General features: G+C 74.4%; 4 protein-coding genes. All 4 read right to left on the bottom strand.

Going from position 1 to position 20,791, the window contains the following annotated elements; all coding sequences use genetic code 11:
* Positions 1-12: 12 nt before the first annotated feature.
* Genes ACN268_RS03170 through ACN268_RS03155 form a run of 4 tightly spaced genes read right to left on the bottom strand, consistent with a single transcriptional unit; the run spans position 13 to position 20,786 of the window.
* Positions 13-3,987, bottom strand: a complete 3,975-nt coding sequence (locus ACN268_RS03170) for an aminotransferase class I/II-fold pyridoxal phosphate-dependent enzyme (protein ID WP_421481638.1) — start codon at positions 3,985-3,987, stop codon at positions 13-15.
* Complete coding sequence (locus tag ACN268_RS03165; RefSeq protein ID WP_421481637.1) at positions 3,984-5,105, bottom strand: DNA alkylation repair protein; 1,122 nt, start codon at positions 5,103-5,105, stop codon at positions 3,984-3,986. The genes ACN268_RS03170 and ACN268_RS03165 overlap by 4 nt, the downstream gene beginning before the upstream one ends.
* Positions 5,102-11,530 (bottom strand): beta-ketoacyl synthase N-terminal-like domain-containing protein, encoded by a 6,429-nt coding sequence (locus tag ACN268_RS03160; RefSeq protein WP_421481636.1) that lies wholly within the window; start codon positions 11,528-11,530, stop codon positions 5,102-5,104. The genes ACN268_RS03165 and ACN268_RS03160 overlap by 4 nt, the downstream gene beginning before the upstream one ends.
* A 37-nt stretch (positions 11,531-11,567) precedes the next feature.
* On the bottom strand, positions 11,568-20,786 hold the full coding sequence (locus tag ACN268_RS03155) for an SDR family NAD(P)-dependent oxidoreductase (RefSeq protein ID WP_421481635.1): 9,219 nt from the start codon (positions 20,784-20,786) through the stop codon (positions 11,568-11,570).
* Positions 20,787-20,791: the final 5 nt, after the last annotated feature.

Genomic DNA, 20,791 nt, shown 5'->3' with positions numbered 1-20,791 from the left:
CGCCGGTCGCACTCAGGCGATGAGCCCGACCTTCCGGCCGGCCCGGGCGAAGACGGCGACGGCATGGTCGAGGTCGTCGGCGCCGTGGCTGAGGTTGACGATGGTGCGCAGCCGGGGCAGCGCCTTGGGCACGGTGGGATAGACGATGGGCTGGACGAAGATGCCCTCGGCCTGGCAGAGCCGGGCCATCTCCTGGGCCTGCCCGGCGCTGGCGCAGATGATCGGCACCACCGGCGTCTCGCTGGCGAGGGTGTCGAAGCCGAGACCGCGCAACGTCGCCCGGTACCGGTCGGTTAGGGCCCGCAGTTCCCCGGTGAGCTGCGGGGCCGCCTCCATCACCTCCACCGCGGCCCGTGCGGCGGCCACCTGCATGGGGGTGCCGGCGGCGGAGAACATCCAGCCCCGGGCGTTGTTCTTCAGGGCGAAGACCAGGTCGCTGGAGCCGGCCACGTAGCCGCCGGTGCTGGGCACCGTCTTGGACAGCGTGCCCATCTTGACCGCGACCCGGGCCGGATCGATACCGAAGTGCTCGGTGATGCCCCGGCCGGTGGCGCCCAGCACACCGAGACTGTGTGCCTCGTCGACCATCAGCGGCGCGTCGTAGCGCTCACACAGCGCCAGGATGCCGGGCAGGTCGGCGATGTCACCGTCCATGCTGAAGACCGCGTCGGTGACCACCAGCTTCCCGGCGTCACCCGCCCGGCGCAGGGCGCGTTCCAGGTCGGTCAGGTCGTTGTGCGCGTAGGTGATCACGGTCGCGCCGGACAGCCGGTAGCCGTCCAGGATGCTCGCGTGGTTGTAGACGTCGCCGATCACCACGTCGCCCGGCCCGACCAGCGCGCCGATCGTCGCCACGTTGGCCATGTAGCCGCTGGTGTAGACGATGGCGTCCTCGGCCCCGAGGAACCGGGCGATGCCCAACTCCAGCTCCCGGTGCAGGTGCAGGGTGCCGGCGAGCAGCCGCACGCCGTGCGCGCCGGTGCCGTGCCGCTCCAGGGCCCGCTGCGCCTGGTGGTTGATGTAGTCGTGGCCGATCAGCCCGAGATAGCTGTACGACGCGAAGTTCAGGAACCACCGGCCGTCGAACTTGATCCAGGCACCCTTGGACTCCTCGATGACCGGCTCGTAGAAGTAGTCGTCCTGGGCGATGACCACCCGGTCGTCCACCGACAACGCGTCGATGCGCCGGTCGAGGAAGGAGCCGCCGGGGTGGTCGCCGAGCCGGCCGGGCAGGGTGCGGCGGGGCACCGACGTGCCGACCGGGACGGTGGCACCGGGTGGCCCGGCAGGCCGCTCCCGGGTGGCCGGCGGACCCGCCGCCGGCCGGTGCCCGTTCGTCCCCGGGTTCCCCGTCGCCGGACCGGTCACCACCCGGTGGCCGGGCCGGGGCGGGTGCCGGTCGGCGGCGTCGACGTCGCGGTAGCGGTCCCAGTCCGGAACGAAGCGTGCCGCCCCCGACGCGGTCGTCGAGGCCGGCGACGCGCCACCCGACCCGGCGGGCGGGGCCGGGGCGGGCGGGACGGGGGCGGGCGGGACGGGGGCGGGCGGGACGGGGGTGGGCGGGACGGGGGTGGCGGGGGCCGGACCCGCCGGGTGGCGGGGCAGTCCTTCCAGGTGCCGGGCCAGCGCCCCGACGTCGGGGTGGTCGAACATGGCCACCGGATCGACGTCCAGCCCCTCACCGGCCAGCGCGGCGGAGACCTCGACCGCCATCATCGAGTCCAGCCCCAGCTCCAGCAGGTTGTCGTCGGGCGACACCTGGTCGACGTGCAGGGTCCGCTTCAGGATCGCCGACAACGCCGGCCACAGCCGGGTCTCGACGGGGGTCGCGGTGGTCATCTGGTCGTCCTCCGGTTCGTCGACTGCGGACACGACGTAGTTCGCGGGAGTCAGTTCGAGGGTGTGCCGCAGCAGCGCGATGCCGTCCGCGGCGGTCAGTGCCGGAATGCCGCGTGCCGCCGCGGCGTCGGCGATCCCCGCACCCATGCCAACCCGCCACAGACCCCAGCCGAGGCTGTACCACGCCTCCCCGGCGGCCCGACGGCGCGCGGCGTAGCCGTCGAGGTAGGCGTTGGCGGTCGCGTAGGAACTCTGGCCGAGGTTGCCGTGGGTCGCCGAGATGGACGAGAACAGGACGACGAACCCGGGTCGCGCGTCGGCGGGAAACGCCTCGTCGAGCGCGTGCACCCCACCGATCTTCGGCCCGAACACCTCGTCGATCCGCTCCGCCGACAGGCTGCGCGCCAACCCGTCGCGCAGCACACCCGCGGCGTGGAAGACCCCGTCGAAGGGTTCCGCGCCGCGCAGCACCTCCGGCAGCGTACGGACGTCGGCGGCGACGATCCGCAGGTCACAGGTGGTGGCGAGCCGGTCCAGCCGGGCCCTGGTCGGCCCCTCGGTGGGTACCGTGCGACCGACCAGGGTGAGGTGGGCAGCGCCCGCACCGGCCAGGAACTCCGCCACGTGCAGGCCGATGCCGCCCAGACCACCGGTGACCAGGAACCGGCCACCGGCCACCGGCCGGGCCGACCGCCCGGGTACGACCGGCACCGCCGGATGGGTGGGCGCGTACCAGGAGCCGTCCCGCCAGGCGAGTTCCGCCTCGCCGTGCCGTACCTCGTCGAGGGTCGGCGGCTCGGTGCCGCCGGCCAGGCCGATGTCGACGAGGCGGACCCGGACCTGCGGGTGCTCGATCCGCAGGGTCCGCGCGAGGCCCCACAGCGCGGCCTGTCCGGGTTCGATCGACTCACCGTCGGTGACCTGCTGGGCGGCGTTGGTGACGATGGTGAGGGCGGGCATGGGCGGCTGCGCCGCGAGCCGCCGCACCAGGGTGAAGACGCCGTGCAACAGGGCGACGGCCGCCGCCCGGTCCCGCCCGCCGCGCGGCGCCACGTAGACCACCTCGGCGGGCGGCGTCCCGGCAAGCGCCCGGTCGAGGTGGACGTCGTCCAGGTCGGCCGGGGTGAGCAGGAGGGGCCCACCCTCGTACGACTCGATGCCGGCCTCCCCCGACACCACCCAGGTGCGACCGGGGTCGGTGGCCGGTTGCGGGGTGGGAACGACCGGCCGCCAGGCCACGGCGGTGACCGACCCGGCGGGCACCCGGTGGACGGGCGTCGGACCAGCGGGAGGCGGATCGGCCTGAGGCGGATCGGTGGGTGCCGGGATGGAGCGGGTCGACGAGGGCTGCCGGTGGGGGGCCGCCGGGGCGGTGGTCGGGCCGGCCGCCTTGAGGACGATCCGGTCCAGTTCCAACAACACCTCGCCCTGCTGGTTGCAGACCGTGGCCCGCCCGCGCACCGCGCCGCCGGCCCCACCCGCCGGTTCGGTCCGCTCGACCAGGGCCAGGACCGTGCCGGTGACCGGCCGGCGGGCGGTGATCCGCCCGACGTACCAGGGCAGGCAGGCCCCCGCCGAGCCGTCGTCGAGCATGCCGAGGCACTGGAAGACGCTGTCCAGCAGCGGCGGCGGGACGAAGTGCCGGTCGGTCAGCCCGCCGGAGGTGCGGAGCACGGCCAGCATCCGGTCGGGCCCCCGGTGCGCGGCGCGGATCGCCCGGAACGTCGGGCCGTACGCGATGCCGCTGCCCCGCCGCCACTCCTCGACGGCGGCGAGCGGCACCTCGTCGGCGCAGCCGGCACGCAGCCCCGCGACGTCCCGGTAGCTCGGCGGGGCCAACGCGCTGGGGGTGGCCCGGGCCCGGCTGTGCAGGACCGGACCGGAGCCGTCCGGCTGCCACGAGGTGAGCGTGCACTCCCCGGCCGGGGTGAGCACGGTCTCGATCTCGACCGACCCGCCGGGCGCGACCGGCAGCGGCGCGAGGAACGCCACCCGGTCGAGCTGCCAGCTCCCGCCCTCCCGGGTCGCCGCGCAGGCGCTGAGCATCGCGTCGAGTTGCGCCGCCGCGGGCAGGACCGGCGTGTCGCCGATCCGGTGGTCGCGCAGCACCGGGTGGTCGGCGGCGAGCGGCGTACGGTGGCCGTTCACAGCCGGAGGTCGAATCTGTCAGTGGCCAGCACCTGACCGTTGACCTGGATGTCGACGAGGTGCTCACCGGCGTAGTAGCGCCGGGTGGAGACCTCCCGGACCGGGTGCGACTTCTCCACCGTCCGGCGTTCGCCGGGGGCGAGGTCCAGCGTGGTCAGCTTGAAGACCTTGGGGATGCGTTGGCCGTTCTTGCGGACGTGGTGCACGACGTAGTCCACGGTGACGGTGTGCCGGCGACTGTCGGTGTTCTCGACGTCGAGGCGGATCATCGTCGACTCACCGAGCGTCAGGGTGCGCGGGTGGAGCCCCATCGAGGGCACCCGGATGTGCTCACCCCCGGTGACGCCCACGATCGCCAGCGCCTCCTGGTTGCCCTTCTTGACCAGCGTGCGCAGTGCGTGCCGGACGATCCAGGTGGTCTCCGGGGTCGGGCTCTCCTGCGACCAGCGCAACGCGGTGGCCAGCGCGACGTCGGGCGAATCCTTGGAGATGTCGTTGAGGTTGTTAGCCACCGACTTGCGCACGTACTCGGAGGGGTCGCTGCGCAGCGGTTCGAGGATCTCCAGTACGGGCTGCGGGTCCCGGACGAAGGCGGTGAGCGTACGCGCCCAGGGAAGCCGGGGACGCACGCCCTCGCTCGCCATTCTCCGGACGTTGTGGCTGGGGTCGCGGGCCCAGTCGGCCATCCGCTTCATCGTCAGCTCGTGGTGCTGTTCGATGAAGGGGCGGATGGCGTACTCGGCGGTGTGCCGTTTGGTGATCTCGACGAGTGCGTCGAGGGACACCTCGGGGTGGTCCAGGCCGTACTCCTCGACGAACCGGGCCACCGGCATGAGGTACCAGCTCACGTTGAACATCCCCTCGCCCTCGGCGAGTTCGTCGCCGAGAATGGCCAGGAGGATCTTCACGCTCTCGGGATAGTCCTCGGGGAGCCGGCTGCGCAGTCCCTCCGCCAGGACGAGGACGCGGTCCTTCAGCTCCTTTCCGGGAATGCGACGCTCCACCTCGACGGCGTATTCCTCGACGTCGAAGTCCGGGTGAACCTCGCGGATCTTGCCGCCGATGAGGCGGGCGGCGTCACCGTTGAAGTGACGCTTGAGTCCGTATTCCGTAGTCATGACATCCGGTCCTTGTCGACGTGGTTTTCCCGGGCGGGCGGATAAAGGTGGATCTTATGTCTGGACAGGTGCTGTCTCCCGGAAGCCGGCCGGGCGGGGGCGCCGTTCGCCACCCCGTCCACTCCACCGTGGACCCAGAATCTCTGCCGTTGGAAGGGGTAGGTGGGGATGGTGGTGGTGCGGTGTCCCTTCCCCTGGTGGATTCCGGCCCAGTCGAGGTCGCCGTGGCCCTGGTTGTAGAACGACGTGACAGCCGTGTGGAGCTGCGCCTGGTCGTCGTGGTCCCGGCGTAGCGTCGGCAACCACGTCAGGTCGGTGTCGGTGAGCGTCGCCCGCGCCAACCCCGTCAGGACCGGATGCGCGCCGATCTCCCAGAACACCCGACCGCCGGCCGCATAGGCCGCTTCGACCGCCTGGGTGAACCGCACCGGTTGGCGAATCCCCGAACCCCACAACCCGCCGTCGGCCACCGACCGGGCGTCATGCCAACCACCCGTCACCGTCGACGCGAAACCGACCTGCGGCGCCGACACCACCGCCCGCCCGAACGCCTCGGCGAACGGGTCCACCGCCCCGGCCATCGCCGCCGAATGAAACGCGTGACTCACCGTCAACCGCTGCGTCCGCAATCCCGACCCGACACCGAACGCCTCCACCGCCTCGGCCGGGCCGGAGATCGTCACACTGCGCGGAGCGTTGAACGCCGCGATCTCCACCCCGGGGAAGGACGGCAACACCGCCTCCACCGATCCGGCATCGGCGAACACCACCGCCATCGCCCCATCCGCAGGTTGCGCCTGCATCAACCCACCCCGCACCACCGCCAACCGCAACACCTCAGGCAACCCGAAAACCCCCGCCGCCCACGCGGCCGTCAACTCCCCCACACTGTGACCCACCACCAACCCCGGCCGAACACCCCACGACTCCAACAACCGCACCAACCCCACCTGCACCGACACGATCCCCACCTGCGCGAACCGCGTCTGCACCAACTCGTCACCCCGCTCCCCGAACACCACCTCCCGCAACGGCACATCCGAACACGACGCCACCACCTCGACGCACTCATCGAACGCATCCCGGAACACCGGCTCCGCCGCATACAACCCCGCACCCATCCCCGGATACTGCGAACCCTGACCCGAAAACAGGAACACCGACGACGGAGGCTCATTCGACAACCGGGCCACCGGCCGATCCCCACCCGCCACCGCACCCAACCCAGCGGCCAACTCCGACCCGTCAACACCCTGCACCGCCACCCGGAACCGATGCGACGCACGACCCACATTCGCCGTGAAACCCACATCACCCAACACCGACGAATCCACACCCGACAACAACCGCGCATACCCGTCCGCCAACCGACGCACCCCCTCCTCACTCGCCGCAGAAACCTTCACCACAAACGACCCCTGCGGCAGGGCTTCCCGAACGGCCGGAAGCGGCGCCTCCTCCACGATCACATGCGCGTTCACCCCACCCATCCCGAACGCCGACACCGCCCCCCGACGCGGCACACCCGCCACCCGAGGCCACGACACCGGCTTGTCCGCCACAAAGAACGGCGTCTCCTCGAACCGGATATGGTCATTCGGCCGCACCACATGCAACGTCGCCGGCACCACCCCGTGCTCCAACGACAACAACACCTTCACCAACCCCGCCAAACCCGCCGCCGGCTCCAAATGACCAATATTCGACTTGAGTGAACCGATCGCACAGAACTGCGTCCGCGACGTAAACCCCCGCCACGCCCGCGTCAAACCCTCCACCTCGATCGGATCACCCAACGACGTCCCCGTCCCATGCGCCTCCACCATCCCGATCCCATCGGGACCAACACCCGCATCCCGCAACGCCGCCACAATCACCTCCCGCTGGCCGACGGGGCTCGGAGCGGAGTACCTGGTGGTCCGGCCACCGTGGTTCACCGCCACTCCCTTGATCAGACCCCGGATACGGTCGGCGTCACGTTCCGCGTCCGCGCGGCGGCGGAGCACGATCGCCACCGCCCCCTCACCGGGCACGAACCCGTCGGCCTGGACGTCGAAGGCCCGGCAGCGGAAGGTGGGCGAGAGCGCCCGCAGGTCCCGCATGGAGTCGAAGTACTCGGGGCTGATCGCGGCGTGCACGCCACCGATGACGGCGGTGTCGATGTCGCCGGCCCGCAGGTGTTGCACGGCGGTGTGCAAGGCCACCAGCGACGACGAGCAGAGCGTGTTCACCACGACGCTCGGGCCGTGCCAGTCCATCAGGTACGACAGCCGGTTCGGGATCATCGCCTCCAGACCCAGCCCCCGCCCGTCGGTCACCCCGTGCCGGGACCGCTCCTCGTGGTAGTGGTCGTGGCTGTAGGCGATCCACAGGCCGATCCGGTTGTCCGGGCTCCCCTGCCCCGTCCGACCGGCGTCCTCCAGGGCCTGCCAGATGGTCTCGTAGACGATGCGGGCCTGAGGGTCGATCAGCGGTGCCTCCCGGGCGGAGATCCGGAACGGCACGGGGTCGAACTCGTCGACCCGCTCCAGGAAGGACGCCTGCGGCACCGGACCCTCCGGCGGCTGCCACCGGCCATCGGGCAGGGTGCCGACGGTGTCGCGCCCGTCGGTGAGCAGCGTCCAGAACGCGTCGAGGTCGTCGGCGGTGGGCACCCGGATCGCGGCACCCACGACGGCGATGTCACGCCCCGGGTCCGTCCCGTCGACCCCGGCGGCCGACGGCACGGCGGCAACCGACGGCACGGCGGCCGACGGCACGGTCGGCACGTCACCGGCCGGCGGCGGAGGAGGAACGCTGCCGGCCGGCAGCGGGGTGGGCACGGACCGGTCAGGCGGCGTGGCGGCGGCGGTGCCGGCGGTCGGCACCGGCCCCGGGTCGGCGGGCGGCGAGACAGGGGCAGCCGGCGACGAGACGGGGATGGAGCCGGCCGACGGTGGGGCGGCGACAGCCGGCGGGACCGGGGGCAGCGGCGCGGCCAGCGCGGCGACGAAGTCGGGCGCCTCGTCGACGAGGTGCTGGGCGAAGCTGCGGGGGGTCGGGTACTCGAAGAAGACGGTCGGGTACAGCGACAGGCCGTGCTCCCGGGACAGTCGTTCGCTGAGCCCGACCAGGCCGACGGAGTCGAAGCCGGCGGAGAGGAACTCGGCGTCGACGTGCTCGGCGTCCGTACCGGACAGGGCCAGGAACCAGGCGAGCGCCCGGGCGAACGGCGTCGCCGCGACGGGGCCGGCGGCCGGCGGCGACGCGGACCGGTCGACAGCCGGCGGCGGCGCGGACCGGTCGACAGCCGGCGGCACCCCCGGGGCAGCCCCGGCCGGCTCCGCACCGGGCCGGTGCGCCGCTGCGGGTGCGGACGCTTCCCCCCGCGCCGCAGCCGCGCTCACCACGGCGGGGTCCACCGGGACGGCGACGGCGGCGGAGGCCGGCGCGACCGCCGACCCGGGTGCCGCTCGACGTGCGGTGTCGGCCGGCGGCTCGCTGAACGCGAGGACGGGCACCCGCTTGGAGGAGATGTCCCCGAAGGTCAGCAGCGGTACGCCCCCGGCGTCGAGGACGACCTGGGTGACCCGGCACGCCTCCTCGTTCCAGAAGGACACCTCGGTGCGCACGTAGGCGGCGTCGGCCAGGGCACCGTGCACGCTCACCCGGTCGACGGAGAGCGGGATGAAGGCGGTGGCGTGGTCGGTGCCGAACACCGGGTTGTCCGGGTCGATCGCCGCGATGGTGACGCTGTCCAGCAACCCCGGGAAGAGCTGGACCTCCGGGGGGTTCAGGGCGCGTTGCCGGCCCCCCTCGATCCGGGCGAGGGTGCCGCCGCCGGGCAGGCTGGCGACCCAGGAGATGTTGCGGTAGTACCGGCCGTGCTGGTAACCGATGCGGCGCAGCCAGCGGTACACGGTGGACCCGGCGTGCACCCGGGAGCAGGTGTCGAGCAGCGCCGCGAGCGGCTGCGGCGCGGGCACCGGATCGGGGTGCGGGGCGTACCGGCCGGTGACGAAGGGGGTGCCGTCGACGTCGGCGACGGTGAACCGCCCCTCGGCGTCGACCCGGCACACCACCCGGTGCGCCCCGGTCGGGATGAGCGGGCGGTGGAAGAGCACGTCGCGTACCCCGTGGAACGGCTCGCCGCGCAGCTCGGCACCCTGGCGCAGGAAGTCGAACCAGGCGACGCCGGGGAGCATGATCCGGCGGTACACCGAGTGCTGGGCGATCGGCACCTCGCCCGGCCCGAAGACGCGGGAGAAGGCGTACCCGGCCGGGCCGGTGTCGTCGAGGGTCAGCGGGCCGCCGGGCTCGGCGGAGCGGAGCGGCTCCCGCAGGTCCAGCGCGGGGCCGCGGGCCTGGCCGACCGGCAGGAGGCGCTTGTGCCAGGCGACCGGCCCCTGGAACGTGGCCCAGTCGATGTCCGCCCCGGCCTCGTAGAGTTCCGCCGTGACGGCGGCGAGCACCCCGGCGGCCTGCCGCCCGTCGGTGGCGGCGGCGAGGCGCGCGCAGAGGTCCAGTCGGGCGTCGACGTCGTCCGGGTCGGGAGTGTCCGTGGTCGCGGCTCCGGCGGCCAGCACCGTGCTGAGCGCCTCCTCCAGGGAGGTACGTCCGTGCACGAAGTCGGCGATCGGCGCCCAGCCGGGCGGCAGGTCGACCGCCTGCTCGGGTACCCCGGTGCCGCGCAGCGCCACGGCCAGCACGACCCCCGTGCAGATCCGCAGCAGCGGACCGGAGAACGTCGTCACCGGGCTACCGACAGCGGTCTCGAACCGGCCGACGATCTCCCGTACCGCCGGCAGGTCGTGGTGGAGCGCGAGCAGCCACCGCGGCGGGGCGGACCCGGCCACCGGGCGGACGGCCACCACGGGCGGTCGTCCGGTGGGCTCCCCCAGCGGAACGTCGGCGCGCAGCAGCCGGGCGCGCAGGGCGGCGGCGAGGCCGTCGGCGTCCGGTCCGGTGACCGCGCAGCGTACGGCGCGGGCCGGGCGGCCGAGCCGGGCGGTGGCGAGCACGTCGGCGATCTCGTCGGCCGCCGAGGGGAGGAACTCCACCCACTGCGCGGCCAGCTCGCGCAGCACGTCGGGGCTGTCGGCGGAGAGGGCGAGCACCTCCGTGGGCCGCCCGGCCCCGGTGGCGGTCGGCGCGGGCCCGGTCGCCGCCTCGGCCACCACGTGTGCGTTGGTGCCGCCGAAGCCGAAGCCGCTCACGCCGGCCCGGCGGATCGGGGCCGCCGGCCAGGGTCGGGGACGCGGCGGCAGGTAGAGGGGGCCGGTGTCCAACCGGAGCCGCGGGTTGACGGTGGGCACCGGCACCCCGGGGACGACCCCGTCCCGCAGGCAGAGGACGATCTTGGCCAGGCCGGCCAGGCCGGATGCCGAGTGCAGGTGCCCGATCCGCCGTTTCAGCGAGCCGAGCGCGACGCTGCCGGGGGCGACGCCGCGCCGGCCGAACACGTCGGTGAGGGCCCGCACCTCGATCGGGTCGCCGATGGCGGTGCCGGTGCCGTGGGTCTCGACGTACTGCACCGTGGTGGGGTCGATGCGCCCGTACACCCGGTCGAGCAACGCGATCTGGGCCTCCAGGTTGGGGGTGGTCACCCCCATGGTCCGGCCGTCGTTGTTGACGCCGGTGCCGGCGATCGCGCCGAGGATCAGGTCACCGTCGGCCACCGCCGCGGCCATCGGCTTGAGCACCAGGGCGACGGCCCCCTCGCCGGGGACGTACCCGTTGGCCTTCTCGTCGAAGGTCTGGCACAGCCCGTCCGGGGAGAGCGCGCCGGTGCGGGACAGCAACACGAAGGTCAGCGGGTCGAGCAGCAGGTCCACGCCGCCGACCAGGGCGATCTCGCAGCTGCCGGCGGCGAGGCTCTGGCAGGCCAACCAGACCGCCGTCAGCGAGGACGAGCAGGCGGTGTCGACCACCAGGCTGGGGCCGGTGAGGTCGAGGCGGTCGGAGAGCCAGGCCGCGACGAAGTTCTGCGACCGGCCCCACAGTGCCGCCGGGACCGGTCGGCCGGTGCCGTCCGGCCCGGTCGGGGCCAGCCCACGGCCGTGGTCGAAGCCGTAGGAGTTCATCCGGGCACCGACGAAGACGCCCGCGTCGAGACGGCGGCGCACGGAGCGGTAGCCGGCGTCCTCCAGCGCCCGCGCGCCGACCTCCAGCATCACCCGCTGCTGCGGGTCGAGCAGGACGGCGTCACCGGCGGTCAGGCCGAACGCCTCGTGGTCGAAGGAGAACGGGTCCTGGAGGAAGGCGCCCCGGTGGTGGGTGCCCTGGTGGTCGCCGTCACCCAGGTAGTGGGCGCGGGCCCACCGGCTGGGCGGGACCTCGTCCACCTCGACCGAGTCGTGGGTCAGCAGCCAGCGCAGGTCCGCCACGTCCTCGGCACCGGGAAGCCGTACGGCCATGCCGATCACCGCGATTCGACTGTCCGTCATGTTCGCGTCGCTCCTTCCGTCACACTCGGTGGGCAGGTCAGTGGCGCGGCTGCCGGCCAGTGGCGAGCAGTGGCCGCAGCAGGGCGCTGAGGCTCGCCGTGGGCACCGGGCCGTCCGGGTCGGGCGCGGACGACACCGCACCGGCGACCGGGTCGGTCCCGGATGCCGGGGTGGATGGTGCGGCCCGGTCGGTGAGCCGGGCCGCGAGGTCGGCCATCGTGCGGGACCGCATCACCAGCGAGGGGTCGACGGTCGTCCCGCTGAGCCGCTCGATGGCGCTGGTCAGATCGGCGATGACCAACGAGTCCAGCCCCAGGTCGGGCAGGGGGCAGTCGCCCGGGTCCTCACCGAGGACGTCGACGAAGGCGTCCCGCACCAGCCGGTAGGCCACCCCCGGGTCGCCGGCCGACGGCGACCCGGCCGGTGCGGCGTCACCACCGGCGGCATCAGCCGGGAGGGGGTCGGCCGGGGTGGGCTCGGGGTGCGCGGTCGACGTATCCCGGTGGGCGGCCTGCGGCGACGCGGAGACGGTGGTCGGCTGCGGTACGGCGCTGCCGGGGAACACCACGGCACCCCCGGTGAGCAGGTACGCGTCGAAGCCGGCCAGCGCCTGGTCGAGGGTGATCGAGTGCCCGGCGGAGAACGACTCGTCCGCCGCCATGCCGATGCCGGACCAGTTCGGCCAGGCGTGCGCGGTCACCGTCGGCCCGTCGTCGCCGGCCTGCTCGGCCAGGGCCAACTGGTACGCGTTGGCCAGGGCGTAGTCCACCAGACCACGGCCGGCGTCGGGCAGGGCACCGGCGATCGAGGAGACCAGGGCGACGTGGTCGGCGCCCTCGGTGCGGGCGAGCCGGATCACGTTGTGGGAGCCGGCGACCTTCGGGGCGGTCACCCGGGCCGCCTCCGACCACTGTCGACGACGCAGCGACCCGAACTGGTTGACCCCGCCGGAGCAGTGCACGATCCCGCGCAGTCGGCCCCACCGGTGGGTGAAGGACGCGGCCGCGGCGGTCAACGCGGCCGGGTCGGCGACGTCGCACCGCTGGTAGTCCACCTCGGCTTGCGGGCGCAGCCCGCGCAGGAAGTCTTCGGCGGCCCCGTCGACAGGCGACCGGCCGAGGATGCCGATGCGTCGGGCACCGCGCGTCACCAGGTGCGTGACCAGTCGCCGGCCGACCGCGCCGAGGCCGCCGGTGACCAGGTGGTACCCGTCCCCGGCCAGGTCGGCGGGGGGTCCGGGCCGGGCCGGGGACGGGGTCGGGGTGTACCGGCTGCCACGGCGGTAGGCCACCACGGTGTCGGGACCGGTGCGCATCGCGGCGAACTCGGCGGCGACCTGCCGGGCGCGGATCTCGACCGGATCGGCCGGGTCGAGGTCGAGCACGGCGACGGTGAACCGTTTCTCGGCGGCGGCGGCGCGGACCGCGAACACCCGTGCGGCGGCCTCGGGGTCGAGTAGCGTCCGGTCCGTCTCGTCGACGGTGACCGACCGGTGTGCGACCCAGACCATCCTGCCCCGGGGCGGGACGGTGGCGGCGTAGGAGCGGAGCTGCTCCCAGAACCCGCGCAGGTCCGGTGCGGTGTCGGCGGACCCGGGGACGGCGTCGACCACCACCAGGGCGCGGGGGGTCACCCCGTCGGGGGCCAGGTCGGCGCCCTTGGCGGCGAGCGCGGCGGAGACCGCACCGCCGAGGTCCGGGTCCGCCACGACCACCCGTACGGTGGCCCCGTAGGCCGATGCGCCGGGCGGTGGGTCGGCGGGTCGCCATCGGGTGACCAGTGCTTCCGGTGCCGGCGTCGGGTTGCCGTGGTGGCCGCCGTCGGCGGGCCCGGGGTCCACCGGTGGGGTGTGCTCCGGGGGCAGGTCGACAGTGGTGACCGGGGCGGGCCCGGTCACCGTCGCGGTGGGGCGGGTGTGCCAGTAGCGGCCCCGGTCGAACGGGTAGGTGGGGAGCGCGACGCTCCGTGAGCCCGGCACGGACAGGGCGGCCCAGTCGATGTCGGCCCGGCCCTGCCGGACCTGGTCCACCACCACCGCGTGCCGCTGCGCCGGGTCGGCGGGGAGCGGGTCGGCGGGGCGGTGGCAGTCGACGCGGGCGATCGGGACCCGGCCGTCGGCGACCGCCCGGAGCTGCTCGGCGATCACCTGCCCGGTGGGGCCGCTCACCGCGGTCTGGTAGTCGAGGGAGGAGCGGCCCACGTTGGCGGTGTGGCAGAGGTCGGCGGTGGCCCGGTCGTCGGGGGCGGCCGCGAAGGAGTCGGCGTAGGCGGCGGCGAGGCGGCGTACCGCGTCCTCGGTGGCGGCGGACACCTTCACCACGAACGACCCTTGCGGCAGGGGTTCCCGGTCGGCCGGGAGCGGCGCTTCCTCGACGATGACGTGGGCGTTCACCCCACCCATCCCGAACGCCGACACCGCCGCCCGACGGGGCGCGCCCGCGACGCGGGGCCACGGCACCGGTTTGTCCGCGACGAAGAACGGCGTGTCCTCGAACCGGATATGGTCATTCGGCCGCACCACATGCAACGTCGCCGGCACCACCCCGTGCTCCAACGACAACAACACCTTCACCAACCCCGCCAAACCCGCCGCCGGCTCCAAATGACCAATATTCGACTTCAACGAACCGATCGCACAGAACTGCGTCCGCGACGTAAACCCCCGCCACGCCCGCGTCAAACCCTCCACCTCGATCGGATCACCCAACGACGTCCCCGTCCCATGCGCCTCCACCATCCCGATCCCATCGGGACCAACACCCGCATCCCGCAACGCCGCCACAATCACCTCCCGCTGCGCGGCACTACTCGGCACCGTCAACCCACTCGTCCGACCACCGTGATTCACCGCCGAACCCCGAATCACCCCCCGCACCCGATCCCCGTCCCGCACCGCATCCACCAACGGCTTCACCACCACCGTCACCACACCCTCACCCGGCACGAACCCGTCCGCCCCCGCATCGAACGCCCGCGACGCACCCGTCGCGGAGAGGGCCCGCAGGTTCCGCATCGCGGTGTAGTGCAGGGGGGACATGGCCAGCCGCACCCCGGCGACGATGGCCTGGTCGCACTCGCCGCTGCGGATGCTGCGTACCGCGGTGTGCAGAGCCACCAACGACGACGAACACAACGTGTCGATCGTCATGCTCGGCCCCGACAGATCCAGGAAATAACTCACCCGGTTCGCCAGGAACGCGTTGTGGTTGCCCAAACCGCTCGGCGCGTCCAGCTCCGGGGCGAGGTTGTAGTCCTTGTAGTGCTGGTAGCTGGCACCGACGAACACGCCGGTCGAGGCGGGTGTGGACAGCGGGGCGATCCCGGCGGACTCCAGTGCCTCCCACGCGGTGCGCAGCAGCCAGCGGACCTGCGGGTCGAGCACCTCGGCCTGCTTGGCGAAGAAGTCGAAGAAGCGGGCGTCGAACTCGTCGATCGGGCCCAGGAAACCGCCGATCGCGGCCCCGTCGCCACCCTCCGCCCAGCGGAAGGCGGGCGCGGGACCGATGCCGCTGCCCCCACGCGCCAGCAGGGACCAGAAGCCCTCCGGGTCGGTGGCGCCGGGCAGCGCGCAGGCGATCCCGATGACGGCCAGGTCGCCCCGGTCGCCGCCGTCCGACCCGGCGGGCGGCTGGTCCCGCGCGGCGGAGGCAGCCGGGGCCTGCTGGTCGGTGCCGGCACGGATGGCGGCGTCGGCGGGCTCGGCCGTCGCCGGGGTCTCCCCCGGCGCGGAAACGGCCGGGACACCTGCCGTCGGCGGGGCCTGCTCGGGCAGCACGGACGCCACCACGGCGGCCAGCGCGCGGCAGTCGGGCGCCTGCAACACCTCCACCGGGCTCAGCGTCACCCCGAGGCGTTCCTGAAGATCGGCGGCGACCATGGTGGCGAGCATCGAGTCGATGCCGGTCGCGGCGAGCGAACCGGTCGCGGTGACGTCCGGGTCCCGCAGTACCGTGCGGACCACCTCGACGACGGTCTCCTCGACGGCGAAGGCGGTCACCGGCCGCCGCCCGGCTGGGGCCGCCGCACCCACCGTCGGGGAAGCGTCCGCCGGCTGGTCGGGGTCGCCGGTCGGTGCGGCGACCGGCCGGTAGACCACGTCGGTGAGGGAGACCAGGACCCGGCCGGCGGTGTCCAGCAGCACGACGTCGGCCCGACGGCTGCCGTCGGGATCCTGACCGGTGAGCCGCAGCCGCACGTGCCGGGTGTCGACCGGGTCCGCCCAGCGCACCGCCCGGCCGATCGACACCGGCAGGTAGGTCAGTGCGGAGGCGGCCGGATCGGCCAGGGTCAGGACCGCCATGCTCTGCAGCGCCGCGTCGAGCGCGGCCACCGCGCGCACCGCCGGGTCCGCGTCGGCGTGGTCGACCCGGACGAGCACCCCGGTCGTGCCGTACGCGATGTGACCGACGACCCGCAGCGCCGCGCCGAAGTCGACCCGCTGCGCCGCGAACCACGCGTACAGGCCGGCCGGGTCGAGCGTGCGGGGGTGGGCGGCGTACTCCCGGTCCACCGGCAGCGGTGCGGGAGGTGGTCCCTGCGGCCGGACCGCGCCGGCGGTGAGATGGCCGATGACCTGGCCGCCGTAGCGGAACGTCACGGTGTCGCCGGCGGTCGTGTCCACGGTGAGCCGGTGGTGCCCGGTGCCCCGGGCGGTGAAGGCGAGCCGCTCCAGGACGGCGGCGGTGGCGAACCCCCTGGTGACGAGGAGCGCCGCCGGCACCGTCTGCCGGCCGAAGACCCGGTGGGCGTCCAGCAGCCGGTCGAGCCCGGGTTCCCGGTCCGCGTCCGCCGGGTCCGGGGCGACCGCCGGAAGCGGCGTCGACGGCTCGGGGACCGGCCGGGCGGACGCCCGGTCGGCGCGGTCCCGGAACGGGTAGGGCGGCAGGGCGAGCCGGCGCGGGCGGGTGCCGTCGTACAACGGTCGCCAGTCGACGTCCCGGCCGGCGACGTACCAGCCGGCCAGCGCGGTGAGCAGCCCGCCGTCGGGGGTACGCAGCTCGGCGGCGATCCGCTCGGCGGGCCACGGCAGGTGGCGCGCCAACCGTTCGGCGAGGTCCGGCCCGACCGGCACCTGGTCACCGGCGAGCACCGTGTCGCCGCGCAGCACCGTGCCCGGCAGCTCGGACCCGAGGCGCAGCGCCCGGCGCAGGCCCGCGCCGAGGGCCGCCCCGCTCGCCCCGAGCACGGCGACCCGGTACGGCAGGTGGACCCGCCCCACCGAGGCCGAGAAGCACAGCGCCCCGACGTCGACCGTGTCGTCCGCCTCGATCATCCGCCGTACGTCCGCGACCCGCCGGGTCAGCAGCTCGGGAGTGTGCGCCGACAGCACCAGCAGGTGCTCGCGCACCGGCCCGTCGGCGGGCCGGGCGGCCGGGGCGGGGGTGTACTCCTCGACGACGACGTGGGCGTTCGTTCCGCCCATGCCGAAGGCGCTGATGCCGGCCCGGCGTGGCCCGGTGGCCCGCCACGGCTGCGGTGCGGTCGGGATGGCCAGCCGGCCCGGGGGCAGGGTGATGTGCGCGCCGAGCGTCGCGAACCCGGCCAGCGGCGGGATCTCACCGTGTTCGAGGCAGAGCAGCACCTTGGCGAGGCCGGCCAGGCCGCTCGCCGGTTCCAGGTGACCGATGTTCGCCTTGACCGAGCCGAGCTGGCACGGTTCGGGCCGGTCGCCGTCGAAGACCTCGGCCAGGGCGGCGATCTCGATCGGGTCACCGAGCCGGGTGGCCGTGCCGTGCGTCTCGACCAGGGAGACGTCGGCCGGGGTGAGCGCCGCGTCGGCCAGCGCGGCCCGGATCACCGCGACCTGCGACTCGCTGCGCGGCACGGGCAGGGCGCTGCCGCGTCCACCGTGGTTGACCGCCGCGCCCCGGATCACGGCGTGGATGCGGTCACCGTCGCGTTCGGCGTCGTCGAGTCGTTTCAGCATGACGGCCACCGCGCCCTCGCCGGGCACGAACCCGTCGGCCCGGTCGTCGAACGGCCGGGGCCGGGTCGGCGACAGTGCGCCGAGCTGGCTGAGGCTGCGGTAGTACCAGGGCGTCAGCCCGACGTGGCAGGCGGCGACGATGGCCGCGCCGCACTGCCCGGTACGCAGGCTGACCACCGCCTGCTGGAGGGCGACCAGGGACGACGAGCAGAGCGTGTCGACGGTCTGCGAGGGGCCGGTGAGGTCCAGGGCGTAGGAGATCCGGTTGGCCAGTACGGCGTTCATCGAGCCCAGCGCGGTGTGCGGGCCGACGGCCGCCAGCCCCTGCGCGTCGCGGTGGTGGGTGTAGGTGGCCCCCACGAACACGCCGATGTCCCGCCGGCCGGCGAGCCCGCTGCCGTCCACCACCGACCAGGCGTGCTCCAGCAGCAGCTTCTGCTGCGGGTCCATCTCCTCGGCCTCCCGCACGGCGATGCCGAAGAACTTCGGGTCGAAGCGGTCGATCCCGGCGACGAACGCGCCGCTGCGGCAGTAGGTGCCCGTCATGTCGGGGCCGCGCTGCTGGTAGTGGTCGTCGATGTTCCAGCGGTCCGGCGGGATCTCGGTGAAGGCGTCCGCGCCGGCGCGCAGCATCGGCCACAGGTCGGCCAGGTCGCGTCCGCCGGGCAGGTCGCCGGAGACGGCCACCACGGCGATGTCGCCGGCCCGCCGTTGCGCCGGCCCGGCGGCATCGGCCGGGGAGGCGACACCGACCGGGGAGGGCCCGGCGGTGGCCGGCGGGGACGCCGCGGTGGCCGGTGCCGGTTGCGGGGCGGGTGGCCGGGCGCCGTACCGGGTGGCGAGCGCCCCGGCCAGCTCGGCGAAGTCGCCGTACTCCAGGAAGAGGGTGGCCGGGAGGGCGACCGCCCACCGCCGGGACAGCTCCTCGGCCAGCTCGACGCTCAGGATCGAGTTGATGCCGTAGTCGGTCAGCGGGGCGGTCCGGTCGAGGTCGTCGAGGCCCAGCCGCTCCGCGAGGAAGTCGGCGAGCCCGTCCTCGGTGCGCCCGGCGTCGGTGTCGGCGCTGCCGGACGAACCGCCCGGGGACGCACCCGGCCCGGCGGCGGTCGGTGCCGGTCGGGCGGGGGCCGGCGGTGCGGGGGGCGTGCCGGCACCCGGGGTCTCCCCGCTGCCGACGGACCCGCCGGCCGGTGCGGCGTCGGGGTGGGCGATGACGACCTGCCGGACGTCGTCGCGCAGGACGGTCATCAACGCGTCGAGCGCCTCGACGGTGCCCAGCGGCCGGACGCCACGACGCCTGAGCTGTTCGGCGACGGCCGTGCCCATGCCCACCTCGCCCCACAGCCCCCAGTCCACACTGGTCCACGGGTTGCCCCGGGCGTGGGCGAACGCGTCGAGGTAGGCGTTGGCGGCGGCGTACCCGCCCTGGCCGAGGTTGCCGAAGGTGCCGGAGACCGAGGCGAACAGCACGGCGAAGTCCAGCGCGGTGCCGGCGACGGCGGCGGCCAGCTCGTGCGCGCCGTCGACCTTCGGGCGCAGCACCTCGGCCACGTCCGCGGCGGTGGTGCCGCGCAGCAGGCCGTCCTTCAGCGCACCGGCGGCGTGCACCACGCCGTGCAGGTCACCGAAGCGGTGGCGGATCTCCCGCACCACCTCGGCCAGGGCGCCGGGCGCGCCGACGTCGGCGGCGAACGAGACCACCTGACAGCCGTACGACTCGATGCCGGCCAGGACTGTCCCGTCGGTGCCGGTGCCGCCGGACCGGCTGACCAGGGCGATCAGGCCGGCGCCGTCGGTGGCGAAGCGGCGGGCCACCGCCAGGCCCAGTCCGCCGTGACCGCCGAGGATCAGGTACCGGCCGCCCGGCCGGACCGGCGGCCGACCACCGTCGGACGCGCCCAGGGGTACGCGGACCGGCACGTGCCGTACCCCGGTGCGGTAGCCGGTCTCCACCGGCCCCCCGTCGCCCAACTCGGCCGGCAGGGCGGCGGCCGAGGCGGGGTCGAGGTCGACGAGGCGGGGCCGCAGCCCCGGGTACTCGATGGCGGCGGTGCGGACGAGGCCCCACAGCGCGGCGCGGGCCGGCACCGGGGTGTCGCCGTCGGCCACCGGTTGGCCGCGTTCCGTGCCGACCAGGAAGTGCCCGGAGCGTTGCCGCTGGCCGAGGGTCTTCAGGGCGGCGAGGCAGGAGTAGAGGCCCAGGCGCAGTTCGGTGGCTTCTCCTCGGGTCGGGCCGGTGTTCCACAGGTGCACCACCCCGGCGATCGGGTCCGCCAGCTCCGCCCAGAGCTGCTCGAACGCCGGCTCGTCGGGCTCCGGGACGACCCGCTGGTCGGCTCCGGGGCCCGACGCCGGTGGCTCGGGCAGCACCTCGACGACCCGGGCCCCGCCGGCACGCAGGGCCCGTACGGTGGCCGCTCCCGGGCCGTCCTGCTCGCCGTGGTGCATGACCACCCAGGTGCCGGCCGCCGGCCCTGCGGGGGCGGGGGCGTCGGCGGGGGCCCAGTCGATCCGGGTGAGCAGCTGCCCGGTCGCCGGACGCGGGGCCGGCAACCGGCGCATCCGCACCCCGGTGAGTTCGGCGACGACCCGGCCTGCGGCGTCGAGCAGGATGGCGTCCGCGGCGGACCAGGCGTCCCGCACGGCGGTACGGCGGGCCCGGACGGTCACCCCGGTGCTGAGCGGGGACAGCTCGGTGTGCAGGGCGAGGCGGGCCACCCCGATCGGGAGCATCGGCCCCGGCGGGTCGCCACCGGTGAGGTCCTGGAGGGCGCAGCTGACCACCTGGAAGACGCCGTCGACCAGCAGCGGGTGGGAGTACCACGGCAGTGGCTGGGCCACCGTCTCCAGGGTCGCCTCGGCGGTGCCCGTGCCGACGGCGAGCCGGCGTACGGTGCGGAAGTCCGGACCGTAGACCAGTCCGGCGGCCGACCAGCCGGCGTAGACGCGTTCCGGCGGGACCGGCACGGGGCAACTCACCGCCCAGGCGGCCGGCGGGTGGGTGTCGGACGGGATCGGCCCGCCCGACCCGGTGGAGACCGTCCGGTGCCCCGCGGGGGTCGCCGCACCCAGCTCGAACCGGGCCCGCTCCCCGAGGGTCACGTCGAGGCGGCCGGTGACCTGCTCGCCGTCGGCGACCGTGAACGGCCTGATGAAGGCGACGTCGACGAGTTCGAGCGGGCGGAACGCCCGACGCTGGGCGACCCCCAGCAGGGCCATCTCCAGTTGCACGGCGGCGGGCAGGATGCCGAGACCGCCGGAGCGGTGCTGGGCGATGAACGGCTCGTGGGCGGCGAAGGTCTTCTCGTAGGTTTCGACCCGGTACGTCACGGTCC

It is taken from the genome of Micromonospora sp. WMMD735 (assembly GCF_049178995.1).
Classification (GTDB): domain Bacteria; phylum Actinomycetota; class Actinomycetes; order Mycobacteriales; family Micromonosporaceae; genus Micromonospora; species Micromonospora wenchangensis.
Note: the sequence above shows the minus strand (reverse complement) of the source record. Positions and strands in the feature narration are given on the sequence as shown.